Origin of the sequence: Duganella vulcania (genome assembly GCF_009857655.1) — a bacterium.
Lineage (GTDB): Bacteria > Pseudomonadota > Gammaproteobacteria > Burkholderiales > Burkholderiaceae_D > Rugamonas > Rugamonas vulcania.
Map to the genome: position 1 here is coordinate 21025 of NZ_WWCX01000023.1, position 18929 is coordinate 39953.

The following is an 18929-nucleotide window of genomic DNA, read 5'->3' on the forward strand; positions in this document are numbered from 1 at the left end:
TCAATAATCTGCGCTATTAATAACAATTTTATTTAACGATTTAAAGGACAAAATCCCAGAACTCGCAATTAACCTCAATTGTGCAGAACGCCATTCCGCTATTGCGCGCACCCTCTCTTCTTCGGCATCCACCAGCGAATTTTGAGTGTTCAAAATTTCCACAACGTCAGCCACACCTTTCTCATATTTTCGCTTCGATACGGTATACGCTTCCTGGGCCGCCTCAAGCAAAACCTGAGTCTCGTTAATATTTTTAAGCGAAGAAAGAGCATCGTAATACGACCGTAATACTTCCGCAGATATGCTTTGTGAGATGTCGCGCATTTCGCTATCTTTCCGTTCTTTCTGCGCAATTGCCTGCTTAACTTTAAACGACCGTGAAAATCCATCAAAAATGGGAAAGTTTATTGTCAATCCGATTGTTCCAACGCGAGATCTAGTAGAGGACAATGCCTGCCCAGGATAGCCATTTTGATAATAATTAATAGAAAAATCGATCGTCGGATTACCTTCCGCCTTGACAACATTTATCTTCTCTTGTGCTGCCTCGAATCTGGCTTTCGCAGCCAAAATAGCGGGATGTTTGAGTTCAGCCTTATTAATCCACTCCACAAGATTACTATTCTCATTGGCTATCCAACTTGCCATAGCGCTTGGAGCTAAGGACATTTCTTCAAAGTCTATTAGCTTATAACTACTGTGCAACGGAACGCCCATTGCATAATTTAGGCTTCCTATCGCCTTTCCGTAATTTCCTTTTGCTCGGCTTAATTCCAAGTTCGCCTTTGCATTTGCAGTAGCCATTTGTAATGTGTCGCTCCTTGAGGAAACTCCCGAAATCTCTCTGCGTTTCGCGCTTTCGAGAGTTTCAGAGCTAATTCTAGAATCCTGAATTTTCGCCTTTAAAACAGCTGCTGCACTTTGTCCATCAAAAAAACACTGCATAGTATTGCTAACTATTTTTTGCAATTCCGAGTCGTGCTCAAATTCAGCAGATACCAAAATCTGCTCAGAAGTTTTTATAGTTGAATCTCTAGCTCCAAAATCAAAAACTCTCCAATTGAGTGAGCCAGATATGGTGCTACCGGAAGACGAGGCCGATGATGAACTATGATCGGGATATTGAGCGTGCGTGCGCAGCTTATTCACAGAAACGGACGCCGTCGGTAAATAACTCGATTTCGACTCTTCTAAAGCCGCTCTTTGCTCCTCTACTGCAGCCCAAGATCCTTTAATTCTTTTATTGTTACATATCGCTATTTTTACCGCATCAACGAGCTCCAAAATATCTGGGATTTTCTGTGCTATTCCGCAGTCAACGGGCAACTCGTTTTTAGAAACGAAGTCGGAGAACATATTTTTTTCCACCACGTCCGTTCCTTTAAAAAAAATTCCCAGGAACCCATTTTCAACGTTAGACGCTTGAGACACATTAACAAATAACATTAATATAAAAATGACATGAAATCTACTAATTTTCATAATTCCGTTTATCTTTCATGCAGCGCTTCATGACCATGTTTTACCAGCGGCGATAAAATATATTCAATAATACGCCTGCGTCCAGTACGAATTTCGACGTTGACCGACATGCCAGGTGACAAATTAATTTCTTTATTCTCAATTAACATAGATGATTTCATCATGCCAATATTTACTGGGTAAATCCAACCCTTTTTTTCGTCAGAAATTGCGTCATGTGCCACTTGTTTCACAGTGCCAGAAATCGTGCCATATGTGCCAAAATCGAAGGCATCAACCTTCACTTGCGCAAATTGCCCTTCTTGAATGAATCCGATATCCTTATTTTCGATAAAAGCCTCCACGATAATATTGTCACCCGACGGAATAATTTGCATTAGAGTTTGCGCGGCTGGAACAACGCTTCCAACGGAATGAACATTCAGTTGCTGAATGACCCCATCAACAGGGGATCTCAATATAAGCAGTTTACTGTGTGCGGCAGAACGTATCGCATCAGAATTATATGAGTTTGACAGCTTACTCCCTTCGGAATACTGATCAAAAGCCACTTTCTTTGTTTCGGCGACCAGCGAAGCTCGTTGATTTTTTGCATCCTCATTTTGAGAAAATAAGTTACCTCGAGATTCTTCTTTTTCTAGCCAAGCGTGATATGGAATATCGTGATTTTTAAATAACTCCTTATAATCATTTGCGCGTTCTGTGGCCAATTCTAATGCACGGGCGTATTTCTTTATGTCGCCGTCAACACGATTTAATTTCGCTACGAAATCATTAAAAATTCCCTCAACGTGGGCCTGTTCTTCCGCCCATTTCTCCTTTGGGATTTGAATGTGATAGCTTTTATTTAGTTTTTCAATTGAATATATTGCCGGCGCCTGAATACGATCAATAGCCATAATTAAGGCTCTAGAACGCTCCATTTGAAGGATAGCATCAATTCTTTCAGTCTGGGCTTTATCTTTTTCAGCATCAATTTCACTAGAGTCAAGCTCAATAAGAATCTCCCCAGACTTAACGTGTTGGCCTTCGACGACGTGCAACGCTGTAACGCTCGCGACATCAACAGAGGCAATGGATTTAATCCGCCCCCTGGGTATTATTTTCCCCGAAGCATTTACCACAATATCGACCTTCCCAACTATAGACCAAATAAGCGTTGAAAATATTAATAAAATTAATATTCGCGCCGTCCATTTAATCGTCACCGATATTGGCCTTTCTTGAAGTGAAAGGGCAGCAGGAAGAAATTCAGCCTCAACCGAATTAAACAATCCAGTTTTAAATTTACTTCGATTCTTCCAAACATAAGAAAAGGTCTCCTTATATTTCCTGATCAAATCTCCATATGCCAAAGCTCGATGAAATATTTTCATATATTTTTACAAAATTTCCTGCAATATTATTATTTATACGTTTCAATTAATTTGAAATCTATATAGATGGGTATATATTCCATTTTCATTCTCCAACAGTTGAGCATGAGTACCAACTTCTGCAAGTCTTCCTTGCTCCATTACAAGTATCCTAGAAGCGTCTCTAACCGCCGATAGTCGATGCGCAATTATAAGAACAGTCCTACCACGCGCAATATCCTTCATATTTTCTTGAATTATTCTTTCCGACTCATAATCAAGCGCACTGGTCGCCTCATCAAAAATAAGTATTCTTGGATTATTTATTAACGCTCGCGCAATAGCAATTCTTTGACGCTGCCCCCCAGACAATCCAGCCCCATGCTCCCCTACATGAGTATCATATCCCTCGGGGAGTTGACAAATAAATTCATGGGCACCGGACAGTTTGGCTGCAGATACAATGGAATCCAGGGAAGCCGATGGATTGCTAAGCGCAATATTATCGCGAATACTTCTGCTAAATAGATTATTTTCTTGCAGTACAACTCCGATTTGATGGCGTAAAGAAGCCGTATCAATAATTGAAATATCATGTCCATCTATTAATACATTGCCACCGTCTGGAACATAAAGACGCTGCACGAGCTTAGTTAAAGTACTCTTTCCAGACCCCGACCGTCCTACAATTCCAACTATTTCCCCAGCGCGAATTTCGAAACTGAAGTCGTGAATAACATGTGGCAAATCCGGACGATATCTGAACGAAACATTTTTAAATTTTATATCGCCAATAAGCCTCGGCAATCTGGATTTTTGCCCGGCTATTTCTGTACGCGTGTTCAGAATATCACCTAACCTTTGCATGGAAATTCCAACTTGTTGAAAGTCGTTCCACAACTGAGCGAGTCTTAATATTGGTGAGGAAACTTGTCCGGCAAGCATATTAAATGCAACAAGCTCTCCCACACTCACTTTTCCTTCTATCACATAGCTAGCGCCAATCCACATGATAAGAACAGTAGTCAGCTTGCTTACAAGATTGACACCACTATTAGCGACATTCGAGATATTAGTGGCGGAGAGCGAAGCAACGACATATCCCGCCAATTGACGTTCCCATTTTCTTTGCCAATGGGGCTCAACAGCAAGCGATTTTATAGTATCAATTCCACCAATAGTCTCCACCAGAAACGACTGGTTTTCTGCGCCCCTATTAAATTTATCATTTAATTTAGCCCTTAATATCGGAATGAATATCGCTGACTGTATTATATACAATGGAACGGAAAGAGTGACAATTAACGTCAAGCCTGGGCTATATAAAAACATAACGCCGAAAAAAACAAAAGAAAATATTACATCCAATACCAGAGTTATACCGTTCCCGGTTAAAAAAGACCTAATGTTTTCAATTTCTTTTATTCTAGCCACCGAGTCACCTACGCGCCTGGCCTGAAAGTAGGCGATAGGCAGGCCTAGCAAGTGATTGAAAAGTTTAGCACCCAGCTCAATATCGATCTTACTGCTTGTGAACGAAAAAATATAGCTCCGAATTGATGTCAACACCACTTCAAATAACGTGGTAATAAGAAGGCCAAGAGATATTATATCAAGTGTATTTATCGCGTGATTTACCAACACTTTATCCATAATAACTTGAAAAAACATTGGAGATACTAATCCTATCCCCTGCAATACGAACGATATCAATAATATTTCCGCTAATGTCGTGCGATACTTTACTATGGATGGAATAAACCAGGTAAAATCAAATTTTGCAGTTTCTCCTATGAAATTTGCCTTGCTTGAAAATAGCAATACATCGCCTGACCACTCATCAATAAACTCCAGATAATTGATCCACTGAGGTGCTTCGCCGGGGCGTTGAATCAAAATCTTGGCCCCATCGTCAATTTCACGTTTTTGAATCTCATTATCTAGTTCGGAAGATAAAACTATTTTACCAATAACAAAAAATCTTCCGTCGTTATCTTTTGCTATTGCTGGCAAAGCGATCTTATGCAATCGTTCGGGTTTCTGGCTCACGATTTTCGAAGATAAACCTATACGCTTTGCTCCGAGCATTATGGTTTCAGAGGTGAATATTGTTCCATGGCCGAAGGCATGATTTAATTCCGTCCAATCTGCCGGAAGCCCATGAAACGCAGCAATTATTACTAAGCAGTCCAGCCCGGTATTTCTTTGATCTACCACCAATTCAGGCTCAAAAATTTCATTATTATTTAAATACATATGAGGCCAAATAATCTATATTTTTCAATTTCAATAACCGATGTCATTTAACAATCGCCGAGGCGAACCTAGACTACGGAAAAGAATGTGTTTGCATCATCAAACCTAATTTCATTTCAAAATTCTTTCAAAGCGGTAATCCACATTATTTTTCTTATATCTTACATAGGTTATTTTTTTATATTTATCGCCTACAAATTCCCTCAGATGCTTCCACATATATATTAAATTACCAAATGGCGCTATTATTTCTTCAATTTCCATCTCAACAAATTCGCCTAAAAAATTCTTTTCGCTCCAAAAAACGCATCCGACGACCATTCCGTCTTCGTTGTAAAAAATGATATTCCTATTGTCGAAAATGAAAGAAAATATCTTTTTTTCAATATACTCCATTTTTAAAAATCGGTATCTTTCGCATTGCGCTAGTAATATGCATATATTTCCGATCTTTAGAAAATTAGAATTATCCTGCAGTCTTAATTCGTCACCCACGTATTTTCGAATGTATGCAGCGGCCTCGTTTTTTTTACTAGCCGCCACGACGAGAGCATTTCGACCTTTTAGCCGTTTAATGAGAACTTTTCTTCTAATTACATGCCGCAAAACAGGCCGGTTCCTCATGATATTCTCACCAGAAACGGATACGGAATCAACCAGCCATAAATTATGCCCACTAGACCAATCAGAGATGTCAAAACTAGCGAAATGTGAGATCAGCACTTTATCTTCTGCATCGCAGTTCAGATAGGCCCAAATATGAAGACAGTCAATCTCACCGTTGAAATAGCAAAACAATATTCGTCTTTGATTTATTGCCAGACTAATTGACTTAAAAAAAGACGATATGGATATAGATCTACGTTTCTTGTTCAAGGCGTAAACATATGCGGCGGCACCCAACTGGCACGGAAAATCCTTCTGATAACAATTTTCGTCAAAAAAAACGTTTAAATAACTTTGCATTATTCGGCCTTTAGCCTATTTAAAAAGTTTTTACTGAATATCTCTTCCGGAAGCATATCGATAGCTCCGCAGTAATCAATTTCTTGTCTTTTTTCATCAGATACCCCATTCGGTCCAAAACATATTCTTCCAAACGTTGCCGTATTCACATAGGAAGTCAGAGTGTCCGAACTCTGAAACAAATTCTCAGATTTCTTTATCGTTTTCTCGATATAAATGCCAATGTCTTCTGACCTTATACCGTCTTCTATCATTTTCTCTATCTCGCCATCAATTTTGTACTTCGATAAGAAATCATTTTCCCCATTTAAAAAAATTGAACGAATAGCAATTACCTTATTAGAAAATTTTGCTTCAGAAAGTTCTAGATTGCATTCATTGCGAAAATTCCAATAACTGTCAGAAAACTCGTTTACTAGCGTTTCTGAAATATGATTTTTTAAATCTACTGTAAGTTCGGCCTTGTTCCTTGATAGCGACGCAATTTGCAAAATCGTATTTAAATGATAGCTTCCGAACTTTACGGGCGAGTTTTCTGTCAGCCTAAAGGGCTCACGATTTCCATGCGAAATTATCTTAATCATGACCTTCCACAGCGAAATTTTCGCTTCTAAGGGAATTTTTTCAAAATAAAATTCTGGGATGCCCGTCAACTTTAAAAATTCGATACACAGTCTATCGGAAAATATTCTTTGGAACTCCGCCCAAAAATAATCTACATTGGGCAAAACTTTATTAATATCGCTTTCGTATTTCAACACTGAAAAGTAAATATTTTCCAATGTCTGTCTGACAGCGATCTCCTCATTCCATAAATCGGGGTTTCCGCCAGAAATAATAACTCGCCCAAAGTCGCTTATAGCAGTCATTGTTCCGAAATCAATATATCTCCCATCTAAGCAAATATTTGAACAATTTATGGAGCCGTGCGGAATCCTTTTGGCCCTCGCGGCTGCCATTTGAAATGCAGCTCGCTTTAGAAGCTTATAAATACTTGCGTAGAGGTTTTTCGCCGGATCTGCAACGTCTGACGGCATGGGAAAATTCCGAGTTAAACTATTGATTGAATTTTTAGTTCTATCATTATCACTTACACAACTTGACCATATCAAATCATTAGGGTTATAGTTTACGGAACGCATAAAATGCGCCGGCCGTATGCTTTTTTCCCTAATAATTAAAGCTCTGTCAGCGATAGTTTTTTTATCGCGCTCCTTTTTCCATGTCTTTGTTCCAGTTAAGATAATCCCGGCAGTTCGTATAGCACCATACGGAAGTGTAAAACTACATATCTCGCTCCAAATTACCTCTTTAATGGCCTCGTCTATGGTCGCCCCGCCGTGTGCATGCCAATAGTCCGTCCCCATCCCTACCAATGGATTACACCCAACGCCTTTAATTTGCCAGTCACCAATATTGCCACATCTCACGCCACCACCGTTTGTTCCTACTCCCTTACCTCCATAGCGCTCGGCAAATGCAGTAATAGAAAATTTATCGTAGTCGCTTTCTTGATCACAAAGAGCGGGAACACAAAATGCATAATTCTCAAGGGGAACATCGGTTCCAACAGCTCTGTTTTGCCATAATATTTTAAAATTCTTGAGTTTCGCACAAGAGAACGGAACGTAAGATGTGGCAGGTAAGTTCATATTAATTTATATGAAATTCTATAAACCGATTAAAGACTTCATGCGATGGGTTATGCTTTGCTCGTGATTGTTGCCCACTCAGGTTCAGCCGGACGCTCTCTTATGCTTCCGGCAGCCGATGCCATCGGATAAGCGGACATGGTTTCAATTAATTTGTCGGCGGAAATAGAATTTGATGGGCTCTGTGAAGCAGAAGCCATTCGGCCAAATTCATCATTTCCGCTATATGCCGCCCCATAGCTCGAATTCGAATCTCCATATAAATCATTATTTGATCCATAAAATTGTACGTTACTGTCATCAACCCTCGCCAAGTTATCATTTCCGGTTACGCTCAAGTCGTAATGTATACCTCCCTCGATAGTATTGGCATCGCCCAGTAAATTGACGTCCAGGCCATTATCGGCCAACATGACGTTTGTATAATTAGCTGATACGTCAGCACTGGTAAACACACTAAGATCACTGATTTCGTTATTTTTTAATTGGATCGCCGTGACTACTCCATTTTTTTTGGTAATCAATGAATCTAATAAGAATGGATTGTTCCAGTCCACTATTTGGATAGTCGTGCCATCAGATCTTTCTGTCTGTGTCACGGAAAAATCTTGGCCTGGTGAGCTTGCACGTTGCCGCATATTATTAAGATATTGCTCAATGTTGCTTTTTTTGGTGGGCATATTGTTATTTCCGCATCCCCATGCGAGATATGATCCGGGGTCACTTGGCATTGGGAGACCCGCAATTTTTAATGCGGTACATGCCACGCTATTAGAATTTTGTAGAGTTGGCGAGTACGTCATATGTAATGATGCGATATCATTATACGTTTGGACGATTCCGGCAAACTGCGCATCGGAAACATTATTAGATATAACTTCCCAATTGTAGGTGGCTCCAGCGTTCGGATTTGGTAGCCCGGTGTTCGGGTCAGTTTGTGCAACGTTGGTGACGCCATTAAATGGATCCTTTGCATTAAATGTTCCACTTCCCTGAACTTTAAGAGTTCCCCAAACAGAAGGGCTGTTATCTAATACATTGATCCCGGAATTTGCGATTGCTGCTGCTTCCGCCCCTGGGCCGAGATGTAAACTCTTGTCTGAAATTGTTGGCCCTGCTGAGACAAAGGAAGTGGTTCCATTGTCACTTCGATAAACCAAAGTAATATGATAAGCTACGGGCAATCCAGCAATGCTTGGACCTACTTGAGAATATACTGCACTAATTGTACCCATTAAATACTCCTATTAGAGTGTTACGGTAGTTACGCCACATGACGTAATTTTGATTACTTTTTTTTCTGGATCTTTTGCGTCTATCAGAAATGTTATTCCAAAAGTTACTGAAGATATAAGCGATTTGTGTATTATGAACCCGCCGTTAAATACAGAATCCTTGGGATAGTAGTCGTATACTTTCGTATTTAAAAATGGACCTTTTTGTCCACTAGCTTGTAGCACGCTTTGTGCATAGCTAAGAGGTTTGTTCAAGAAAATAGATTTATTGCACCATTCTGTATAATCGTAATGAATATTCGGCGATTCAATCTCAGATTTGTCGAACAATGCTATTACTTGCGATTTAAATAATGCTGCATCGCGTTCATAATTTGCATCTGAAGAATTATTCGCGTTTTTTTTATATGGACTTTCTTCATTTGCTTTACAGCTAATTAAATTACAATATACCCCCCCAAAAAGAATAAAAAAAATCATTATTTTTTTTGAGCTTAGTAAGATTATGTTCATTTTTTCTCCGCATACATAAGGCCAGATTTAATTAAAATTGATTTGAATTAATAACTTGTATCGGTCGATAAGTATCATTTTCCTGTCTATTAACATAATATTCTAGTATGTGAATTATTTCATAAAATAAACTTTGATACTTTAGCATTTTTTTTAAAAAGTAATCTATCCGAATGTAACAACTCGCCCTCTATTTGTATTATTGCTGTTACGTTCCCCCTTCCTTAACAGTTCAGCCTCTATTTCGATCACTAAATTTCGTATCAAACTGAGCAAACAAGGGGCGTGCATACCGCAGCTCTGTGCTGCCAACAACAAATTAGTAATCGTCCGCCTGGAGGCTTGAAGCTCCATTTGCATAAGTCATGAACAACACTGACGACTGCCCAAAGGGTAAGAAGCTGATCGCCCTTCAATGCCAGGCCGACCGCATGAAGTTGTCAATTTGGGTGGAACAGGACTAAAGGCAATGGGACACCGGAGCCCGGTCCGCCAGACGCGGCTGCGCGGTCGCGCGAGAGCCGCTCAAAATATGGTTCCGAAATCTAGCCAGCAAAGTTATGGTGTCCCTCTGAAAGACGGGTTCCATTCGACTTGCTAATTCGAGGGGTTTGGGGCGGGTTGAGGACTTCGCAGCGAAGTTATGCTTCCGGCCGCAACAAGGCCATAGGTCTAGACTCAGTTTCATCCGATTAATGGTACAGCGGCGGACAAATTACTAAATCCGCTGCGGGCGACTGTTGCGACGACCGCCGCTCCTGCAATTTCTTGACCTTCCACCGCAAGACCACCACCACCGAGATCGCCAGTGTCGGCGGATTACAATCTAGCGACGGGCGATCATGATCGCGTCCGCCGCCGCCACCGCGATCACCGCCGGACCGGGCGCGATCAGCCCCACCTTAGCCGCAGCAATAGATATGCTGCACAGGTAAATGCTGCACAGGTTAGCGATGTCGCCGTCTTGGTTACTTCCTTGAATGTGCAGCGATCAGCAGCGGCTTTACCGGCTCCTGTCAGGCTGGCGTGTCGGCAGCCTGCGGCTTCCGCCGCCGCTTCTTGGGTGCCAGCATGGTGCCGGTGCAGCCTGGCGCGCCGCAGCGGCAGGCGAAGGAGCGTTTGATCGCGGGCGTGTGGCGGCCTTCGTAGATCAGCGGGTAGGAGTAGCTCAACTCCTCGCCGCACTTGATGTCGTGCAGCGCGTAGATGTAGATGCGGCCCTCGTCCTCGATGGCCTGGCAGTTGGGCTCGCACGAGTGGTTGATGAAGCGCGCCTCGTTGCCCTGGTCGCCGCCGTCGATGACGTTGCCGTTCGCCAGGCTAAAGAAGAAGGTGTGGTTGTGCGGCATGTCCTGCGCGGCCGCGCGCTCCAGTGCTTCGGGCCAGGTGATCTCGCGGCCCGTGTATTCGATCACGCATTCGCTGACCGCGATGTCGCGGTTGGCGAATACGCCCCGCCCGTGCACCGGCGAGGTCTTGACAACATACGCCGGCTGGTCGGACAGCACCGCCGGACTTTCCATTACATTTTCAGTCAACATAGGTCGGCTCAGTTGGCATCGCCGCCGGGCGGCTTGAACAGGTCTTCCAGCTCGGCGCGGCTGGTGGGCTTGCGCACCACGCCGCGCCGTCCGGTGAATTCGTCTTCGATATTGTCGCGATAGTAGCTCCATGCGGCAGCCGAGGTCGACAGCTTGCGCCACACCTCGTTGCCCACGCCCGAGTAGTCGATGGCGACACCATCGTCAAACTCCACGCGCAGCATGCGGTCGCGCGCATCGTATCCGATGGCGCGCAGCTTGCCGGCGTTGATGCGTTTCATTTCCATACAGCCTCCTCAGGCCTTGCGCGCTCCGTGGACCATCTGCCGCGCCTGCTTGCGCAGCAGGGCCTGGTCCCAGCGCTGTTTCTGCTCTTCGGTTTCCGGCACCAGCGTCGGCACCTCGACCGGCTTGCGGTGTTCGTCCACCGCCACCATCGTAAAGTAGCAGCTATTCGCGTGGCGCACCAGACGTTGCTGAATGTTTTCCGTCACCACGCGGATGCCCACCTCCATCGACGTGCGGCCGGTGTAGTTGATCGACGCCAGGAAGGTCACCAGCTCGCCCACGTGGATGGGCTGCAGGAACATCACCTGGTCCACCGACAGCGTCACCACGTAGCTGCCCGAGTAGCGGCTGGCGCAGGCGTAGGCCACGCTGTCGAGATACTTGAGGATGGTGCCCCCGTGCACGTTGCCGGAGAAATTGGCCATGTCCGGCGTCATCAGGACGGTCATGCTCAGTTCGTGGGCGGTCCAGCTCATCGGTTTTTCCATTGCATACTCCATAGTTGTTTTCTCCATGCTATCCGCTAAGCTTGTCATTCGCAAATAGTTATCAAAAACAACTAGTGAACTGTAACGTTTAATCGTATGCTTTGCGCTTCACGAAAAAAGGAGCAACCATGAAATGGAAAGTCCTGGCCGCCAGTCTCATGCTCGGCATGGCCGCCACCGCCCACGCCGTCACGGCGGACGAGGTCCACACCTTCACGCTGGCCAACGGCATGAAGTTCATTGTGCTCGAATCGCACACCATCCCCAACGCCAATATGTACACGTTCTGGAAGGTCGGCTCGCGCAATGAGGCGCCCGGCATCACCGGCCTGTCGCACTTCTTCGAACACATGATGTTCAATGGCTCCAAGCACTTCGGCCCGAAAATGTTCGACCGCACCATGGAAGCCAAGGGCGGGTCCAACAACGCCTACACCAGCAACGACCTGACCGTGTACCAGGACTGGTTCCCGGCGGCGTCGCTGGAAACCATCTTCACGCTCGAGAGCGACCGCATCGCCCACCTGACGATCGATCCGAAGATGGTCGCCAGCGAGCGCGGCGTGGTGCTATCCGAGCGCAGCACCGGGCTGGAGAACTCCAACATCCGCGCGCTGCACGAGGAAGTCAACGGCGTCGCTTTCCAGGCCCATCCGTATTCGTGGCCGGTGATCGGCCATGAGTCCGACATCAAGGCCTGGACCCAGGACGACCTGCAGCGCTACTTCAACACCTACTACGCGCCCAACAACGCCGTGTCGGTGATCGTCGGCGACGTCAAGGCCGACGAGGTGAAGAAGCTGGCCACCAAATACTTCGGCGGCATTCCGAAGCGCGCGCTGCCGCCGGCCGTGCGCACCGTGGAGCCTGAACAGAAAGGCGAACGCCGCGTGTTCGTCGCCAAGGAATCGGCCACCTCGGCCAACCTGGCGATCGCCTACAAGGTCCCGGCCGCCAACAGCCCGGACTACTACGCGCTGGAAGTGCTGCAGAGCATACTGGGCGAAGGCAAGACCTCGCGCCTGTACAAGGCGCTGGTCGAGCAGCAGCTGGCCACGCAGGTCAGCGCCAGCAGCATGGACGGCTTCGATCCCGGCCTGCTGTACCTGTCGGCCGTGGCCACCGCCAAGACGCCGCCGGCCCAGCTGGAAAAGGCGCTGCTGGCCGAGGTCGACAACCTGGTCAAGAACGGCGTGACCGCCGACGAGCTGCAAAAGGTGAAGAACCAGAAGCTGCTGAACCTGTACCGCGAACAGGAAACCATCAACGGCCGCGCCCAGCAGCTGGGCAACTACGAGGTGTTCTTCGGCGACTACAAGAAAATGTTCGACGCCCCGGCCGCTTACGAAAAACTGACGCCGGCCGATATCCAGGCCGTCGCCGCCAAATACCTGAAGAAATCGCAGCGCACCGTCGGCGTGCTGGCTGCGAAGGAGGATTGATCCAATGACCATCAAAGCAACCGCAATGGCCGCCGCCGTGCTGGCCGCCGCGCCACTGGCCGGCGCCGCCGATTTCCGCCTGCCGGCGTTCGACACCGTCACCCTGCCCAACGGCCTGACCGTCTACCTGATGGAGCGCCATGAAGTGCCGCTGATCTCGGTGCGCGCCGTGGTCAAGGCCGGCGCCGTCAACGATGAGAAACAGCCGGGCCTGTCCAACCTGACCGGCGACGCCCTGCTGCTGGGCAGCAAAGCCCACAACAAGACCGCCATCGACCAGGCCTTCGACTTCCGCGGCGCCCGCCTGGCCGGCGGCGCCGGCACCGAGGCCAGCACGGTGCAGGCCAACTTCGCCCGCGCCGACAGCGCCACGCTGCTGCCGCTGTTTGCCGAGATCGTCCAGCAACCAAGCTTCGACGAGGCCGAGCTGGCCAAGCTGCGCGACCGCAAGGTCAACGGCCTGAAGCAGGCCAAGGAGGCGCCGCGCAACGTGGTCAACAACTACTACCGCGCCATGCTGTTCGGCGAGGCGCCGTATGCCAATCCGCCCGGCGGCACGGTCAGCAGCGTCAGCGCGCTCAAGCAGAGCGACGTGCAGGGCTACTACCAGCACTACTACCGTCCGGACAACGCGGCCATCATCGTGGTGGGCGACTTCCAGACGGCCGAGATGCGCAAGCAGATCGAGTCGCTGTTCGGCGCGTGGAAGGCCAGCGGCCCGGCGCTGCCGCAGCAGGACAACGGCAAGGTGCAGGCCGACAAGGCGCGCGTGTGGCTGGTCAACAAGCCGGATGCGATCGAGACCACCTTCCTGATCGGCGGCGTGGGTATCGCCCGCAACGATCCGGACTATGTGCCCATGCAGGTGCTCAACACCATCGTCGGCGGCCGTTTCACCTCGTGGCTGAACGACGAGCTGCGCGTAAACTCGGGCCTGACCTACGGCGCCCGCAGCGAGTTCGCCACGCTGGCGCAGACCGGCACCTTTGCCATCTCCAGCTTCACCGCGCTGCCCAAGACCGAGGCGGCACTGGCGCTGGCGCACAAGACCTACCAACGCTTGTGGGACAAGGGCATCGACCAGGCGACGCTGGAATCGGCCAAGGCTTACGTCAAGGGCCAGTTCCCGCCGCGCTACGAGACCGGCGAGCAGCTGGCCGGCTTGTTGGGCGATATGTACGCGTCCAAGGTCGGCCGCGAGCAGATCGACAACTTCATGAAGGATGTCGACAGCCTGACGCCGGAGCGCGCCAAGGCGCTGGTGGACAAGCACTTCCCGCGCACCAAGCTGCAAACGGTGCTGGTGGGGAAAGCCGACGCCATCCGCGACATCGCCAAGACCTACGGCGAAGTGACCGAGCTGCAGATCAGCGCGGACGGTTTCCAGCCGCGCTAAGTCCGGGGACGCGCGCCGCCGTCATTCCCCCCAGTGGGAGGAGCGACGTGGGTTATGAAACCGCGCCGGCCGGGTCCAGCTGGCGCGCCAGGTGGGCGATCTCGTCCACCACGCCGGGGATGGCGTCGATCACCGGCGCCAGCTGCGCGCAGCCTGTCGCGCCGGGGTCGGCCTTCAGCGCCTGCTCGGCGCGGTGCGCCAGGCCGGCCAGGCGGTCGGCGCCCACGGTGCCGGCCAATCCCTTGAGCGTATGCAGCAGCGGCAAGGCCGCGCCGCCATCCTGCCCGTCAACCGCCACCTGCAATCGGGCCGCCAAGCTATTCGCCTCCACCGCAAAACTGCGCAGCGCCACCAGATACACCGAAAGCAGCCCGCCCATGCGCTTGAGCGCGGCCGCGCTGTTGATGCCGGCCTCCGCCAGCGGCGCCATGCCGGCCGCCTCGGCCACCACGACCGGCGCCACCACCATCTCCAGCGGCACGCCGGCGCGCCGCGCATGCCGCAGGATCACCGCGATCAACTGGACCAGGTCGAAAGGCTTGCCGATGTGGTCGACCATGCCCGCGTCCAGCGCGGCGATGCGGTCGGCCGGCATGGCGTTGGCCGTCATCGCGACGATGGGCGGGGCCTGCGCGCCCAGCAGGCGCTGGATCGCGCGCGTCGCCTCGTAGCCGTCCATCTCCGGCATCTGGATGTCCATCAGGATCAGGTCCGGCGGCGGGCCGGGGCGCGACGCGGCGGCTATCGCCATCGGCCCGGAACTGGCCACCTCGACCTGCGCGCCCTCGTTGCCCAGCAACTCGCTGGCCACCTGCTGGTTGGCCGGATTGTCGTCAACCAGCAGCAGGCGCAAGCCGGCCAGGCGCCGCAGCGACGGCAGCGCCACCGCCGCCAGCGGCGCCCGCTTTTCCATGCGGGCGTCGGCCACCGCGTCGAACAGCATCGACGCCGTCACCGGTTTGACCACGAAGCCGTCGAGCACCGGCTCCATTTCCATGTGACGCTGCGCCAGCAGCTCGCGGTCGTGCGCGGTCACCATGACGATCAGCGGCAGCTTGCCGTGCGGCGCCAGCTTGCGGATCTCGCAGCTGGTTTCCCAGCCGTCGAAGACCGGCATGCGCCAGTCGATCAGCACCACGTCGTAGGCGCGCTGCGCGGCCATGTGCCCGGCGACGGCGGCCAGCGCCTCGCGCCCGCCAACGGCCACGTCCACCTGCCAGCCGAACGACTGCGCCATTTCGCTCAGCACCATGCGCGCCGTCGGGTTGTCGTCCACCACCAGGCAGGACAGTCCCTTGAGCAGCCCGCGCTCCGGCGCGGCCGCCGCGATGCCGGAAGTCTCGGCCTCGGCCGGCATCGGCGCCACGCCGCAGGCGACGGCGAATTCGAACACGCTGCCCTGCCCCAGCGTGCTGCTCACGCCCAGCTCGCCGCCCATCAGGCGCACCAGGCGCTGGCTGATCGCCAGGCCCAGGCCGGTGCCGCCGTAGCGGCGCGCGGTCGAGGCCTCGGCCTGCGAGAAACCGTCGAAGATGCGCAGGCGCTGCTCGTCCGAGATGCCGATGCCGCTGTCGCGGATGGCGAAGCCTATCGTCAGCGTGTTGTCGGCGCGCGCCAGCAGCCGGACCGACAGCACCACTTCGCCCTGCTCGGTGAACTTGATGGCGTTGCCCGCCAGGTTGAGCAGGATCTGCTGCAGGCGCAGCGCGTCGCCCACCACCAGCGCCGGCAGGTGCGGATCGATGCGGAACAGCACTTCGATATTCTTGCTGCCGACGTTGGCCGACAGGATCACGGCCAGGTCGCGCCACAATTTGTCGAGCCGGAACGGATGGGGATCGAGCGCCAGCTTGCCGGCCTCCACCTTGGAAAAGTCCAGGATGTCGTTGAGCAGGCCCAGCAAGGCGCTGGCGGCGGCATGGGCCTTGGCCGCGTAGTCCTGCTGGCGCTCGCTCATCTCGGTCTGCTGCAGCAGTTGCAGCATGCCCAGCACGGCGTTCATCGGCGAGCGGATCTCGTGGCTCATGTTGGCGACGAACTCGGACTTGGCGCGGCCGGCCTGGTCGGCCTCCTCCTTGGCCTGGCGCAGCGCCTCGTGGGCCGCGCGCGCCTCGGTGGAATCGGTGCTGCTGCCCACCCAGCCCAGGATGCGGCCGTTGCCGTCCTTCTGCGGCAGCGCGTGGTTGTCGAAGATGCGCCAGGCGCCGTCCAGGCGGCGCAGCCGGCAATCGCAGCGGAAGGCGTCGCCGGTGGCGGCGGCGCGCTGCCACTCGGCCAGCAGCGCCGGGCGGTCGTCCGGATGCAGCACCGGCGCCCAGTCGCCCGCCTCGATCAGCCGCGCCGACGGCACGCCGCTGAAGCGCTCCCAGTGGTGGCTGATGAAATCGAGCCGCAGCGCCGGCGTGACGGTCCACACCATCTGCGGCAAGCCCTCGGTCAGCGAGCGCCAGCGCGATTCGGAGGCGGTCAGCCGCGCCAGCGAGGCCTGCAGCGCGTGGTCGGCCTCCAGCAGCTGGTGCACCGCCTGCGATTGCTTGCGCATGGCGTACCACACGCCCGCCAGCAGCGCCGCCGCGAACGCCACCAGCACGCCGATGAAGATCAGCGCGTTGCGCACCTCCTTGCGCCACGGCGCCAGGAAATCCTCGCTGGCCAGCGCGACCGCCACGTACAACGGATAGCGGCCGACCCGCTGCAGGCTCATCGTGCGCTCCAGCTTGTCGCGGTCGCTGATGATGTTGTAGGTGTCGCCGTCCTGCCGGCCATCGAGGATGGCCTGGGTTTGCGGCGAGACCTTGATGGTGTCGCCGAAGGCCATGGCGTCGACGAAGGGATAGCGGTGCAGCACGCGGCGGCGGTCGTCCAGCAGCACGATGGCGCCGTGGGGGCCGATATTGAGCGATGAGAACAGCTCGGTCAGCCGCGAGCTGTTCATCAGCGTGTAGGCGGTGCCGCCGAAGCTGCCGTCCGGCATGGCCAGCGGATAGACCAGCGGCAGCACCCACTCGCCGCTGATGCGCGACTTGACCGGCAGGCCGATGATCAGCTCGTGCTCGACCCTGGCGCGCGGGAAGAATTCGCGCACGCTCAGGTCCTGTGGATGGGCGAGGTCGATCTGTTCGCCGTAGATCACGCGGCCGGCCGCGTCCGAGCCGCGCACGGCCTGGGCGTTCGGGATGCGTTCGCGCAGCGTGCGCAGGTAGGCGCTGAACTTGTCCGGGTCGAAGCGGCCCGCCGTCTGCATGTCGCGGAACTCCACGCCGGCGCGGCGCATGGCCAGGTCGACTTCTTCGAAATGCGAGTGCAGGAAGTTTTCCAGCGAGACGGCCAGGTTGTGCGCGGTCTCGGCCGCGTTGGCGTAGTAGCGCGCCTGGCTGGCCTGCAGCACATGGGCCACGAACAGCGACACCAGCAGCAGCACCGCGGCCACCGCCGCGGCCAGCACGCCGAACAGTTTACGGAACTTCTGCAAGGTATCCGGTTTCATGGCGGCCGGCGGTCTCTTCTTGTTTTGTTATGCCTCTACATTACCGCAAAAAAAACGCCCCGGAGGAGCGTTTTTTTCTTACAAGCCTTGATTGGCGATATCGGCCAACGATTCCCGGCCCTTGTCGCTGAGTTCGAAGCCGCCTTCGGCGCGCGGCACGATGTGGGACTTCTTGCCGAGGAACAGGGCGACGTCGGCGTCCAGCGGGCTGGCCGGATCGGCCTCGATGGCGCGCATGCCCAGCACGCAGCGGCGCAGGAACAACACTTCCTCGCCCTTGTCGGTAAGCGAGATGCGGCCGTTCCGGGCGATGCTGAACAGCTTGATGCCGGCCAGACGCTTGGTGTTGCGGCCAACGCAGGCGCTGACACGCTCACCCTGGGTGCCGCGCTTGACCTCATCGAGTGCGTTGTATTCGTCTTGCGTTAATTTCTCGTTCTTCATTGCCATTTTATCCATAAGAGACTGCTGCGGCCCTCATGGTACGCGCCCGGCGGGGCGGCGGCAAGGTATACGCCCTTCCGGCGCCTGCGGCGGCGGCACGGGCGTATCAAAACGAAAATAAAGTGTGGCTCAAAACGCTCGGATCGCCAGCCAGATCAGGCCGATGGTGGCAAATGCCGCTACACAAATCAAGGCTTGGACACGCTTCGCACTGAAGGCGACGCTACGACGGCCGAGGTAGATTTTGTTGTGTAAGGAATTGCCCATGATGCTCTCCGTGAGAGGAAAATCGATGACATGACTAAATTATAGAAACACTTTGATTACCCCAGTGTGACGGCCAACACAAAGTTTAAAATATGTATCCATTGAGCAACAACTATC

The 18929-nt window shown here is 51.9% G+C and carries 15 protein-coding genes; 2 read left to right on the top strand and 13 right to left on the bottom strand.

Going from position 1 to position 18929, the window contains the following annotated elements:
* The 10 genes from GTP90_RS15130 to GTP90_RS15175 all read right to left on the bottom strand — a co-directional run bounded on the left by GTP90_RS15130 (position 1) and on the right by GTP90_RS15175 (position 11776).
* On the bottom strand, positions 1-1356 hold the full coding sequence (locus GTP90_RS15130) for a TolC family protein (protein WP_161084327.1): 1356 nt from the start codon (positions 1354-1356) through the stop codon (positions 1-3).
* Positions 1357-1490: 134 nt separating this feature from the next.
* Positions 1491-2858 carry an HlyD family type I secretion periplasmic adaptor subunit gene (locus tag GTP90_RS15135; RefSeq protein ID WP_161084328.1) on the bottom strand — a complete coding sequence of 456 codons (1368 nt, stop codon included), beginning with the start codon at positions 2856-2858 and terminating at the stop codon, positions 1491-1493.
* 42 nt (positions 2859-2900) lie between these two features.
* The gene (locus GTP90_RS15140; protein WP_161084329.1) at positions 2901-5093 is read right to left on the bottom strand and encodes a type I secretion system permease/ATPase; all 2193 of its coding nucleotides are present in this window, start codon (positions 5091-5093) and stop codon (positions 2901-2903) included.
* A gap of 111 nt (positions 5094-5204) precedes the next feature.
* Positions 5205-6059: a toxin-activating lysine-acyltransferase gene (locus GTP90_RS15145; RefSeq protein WP_161084330.1), complete on the bottom strand. Its 855-nt coding sequence runs from the start codon at positions 6057-6059 to the stop codon at positions 5205-5207.
* The gene (locus tag GTP90_RS15150; RefSeq protein WP_161084331.1) at positions 6059-7711 is read right to left on the bottom strand and encodes a protein adenylyltransferase SelO family protein; all 1653 of its coding nucleotides are present in this window, start codon (positions 7709-7711) and stop codon (positions 6059-6061) included. Before GTP90_RS15150 ends, GTP90_RS15145 begins: the two co-directional genes overlap by 1 nt.
* A 50-nt stretch (positions 7712-7761) precedes the next feature.
* Positions 7762-8946 (bottom strand): hypothetical protein, encoded by a 1185-nt coding sequence (locus GTP90_RS15155; RefSeq protein ID WP_161084332.1) that lies wholly within the window; start codon positions 8944-8946, stop codon positions 7762-7764.
* A 12-nt stretch (positions 8947-8958) separates the two neighbouring features.
* Positions 8959-9459, bottom strand: a complete 501-nt coding sequence (locus GTP90_RS15160; protein WP_161084333.1) for a hypothetical protein — start codon at positions 9457-9459, stop codon at positions 8959-8961.
* A 1016-nt stretch (positions 9460-10475) separates the two neighbouring features.
* Positions 10476-10982 (bottom strand): SET domain-containing protein, encoded by a 507-nt coding sequence (locus GTP90_RS15165; protein WP_254451876.1) that lies wholly within the window; start codon positions 10980-10982, stop codon positions 10476-10478.
* A gap of 26 nt (positions 10983-11008) precedes the next feature.
* Positions 11009-11287: a KTSC domain-containing protein gene (locus GTP90_RS15170; RefSeq protein WP_161084335.1), complete on the bottom strand. Its 279-nt coding sequence runs from the start codon at positions 11285-11287 to the stop codon at positions 11009-11011.
* Positions 11288-11296: 9 nt separating this feature from the next.
* On the bottom strand, positions 11297-11776 hold the full coding sequence (locus GTP90_RS15175) for an acyl-CoA thioesterase (RefSeq protein WP_161084336.1): 480 nt from the start codon (positions 11774-11776) through the stop codon (positions 11297-11299).
* A 128-nt stretch (positions 11777-11904) separates the two neighbouring features.
* On the opposite strand from GTP90_RS15175, the gene GTP90_RS15180 reads away from it, so the two are divergent.
* Complete coding sequence (locus tag GTP90_RS15180; RefSeq protein ID WP_161084337.1) at positions 11905-13218, top strand: M16 family metallopeptidase; 1314 nt, start codon at positions 11905-11907, stop codon at positions 13216-13218.
* Between the two features lie 4 nt (positions 13219-13222).
* The gene (locus GTP90_RS15185) at positions 13223-14614 is read left to right on the top strand and encodes a M16 family metallopeptidase (RefSeq protein WP_161084338.1); all 1392 of its coding nucleotides are present in this window, start codon (positions 13223-13225) and stop codon (positions 14612-14614) included.
* A 52-nt stretch (positions 14615-14666) separates the two neighbouring features.
* Here the strand turns inward: GTP90_RS15185 and GTP90_RS15190 are convergent, their stop codons facing one another.
* The 3 genes from GTP90_RS15190 to GTP90_RS36415 form a co-directional block, all read right to left on the bottom strand.
* Positions 14667-18101 (bottom strand): response regulator, encoded by a 3435-nt coding sequence (locus tag GTP90_RS15190; protein WP_161084339.1) that lies wholly within the window; start codon positions 18099-18101, stop codon positions 14667-14669.
* 78 nt (positions 18102-18179) lie between these two features.
* Positions 18180-18545, bottom strand: coding sequence for a hypothetical protein (locus tag GTP90_RS15195; RefSeq protein WP_161084375.1), 366 nt, complete (start codon positions 18543-18545; stop codon positions 18180-18182).
* A 129-nt stretch (positions 18546-18674) separates the two neighbouring features.
* Complete coding sequence (locus GTP90_RS36415; protein WP_175001208.1) at positions 18675-18812, bottom strand: hypothetical protein; 138 nt, start codon at positions 18810-18812, stop codon at positions 18675-18677.
* Between the last annotated feature and the right edge of the window lie 117 nt (positions 18813-18929).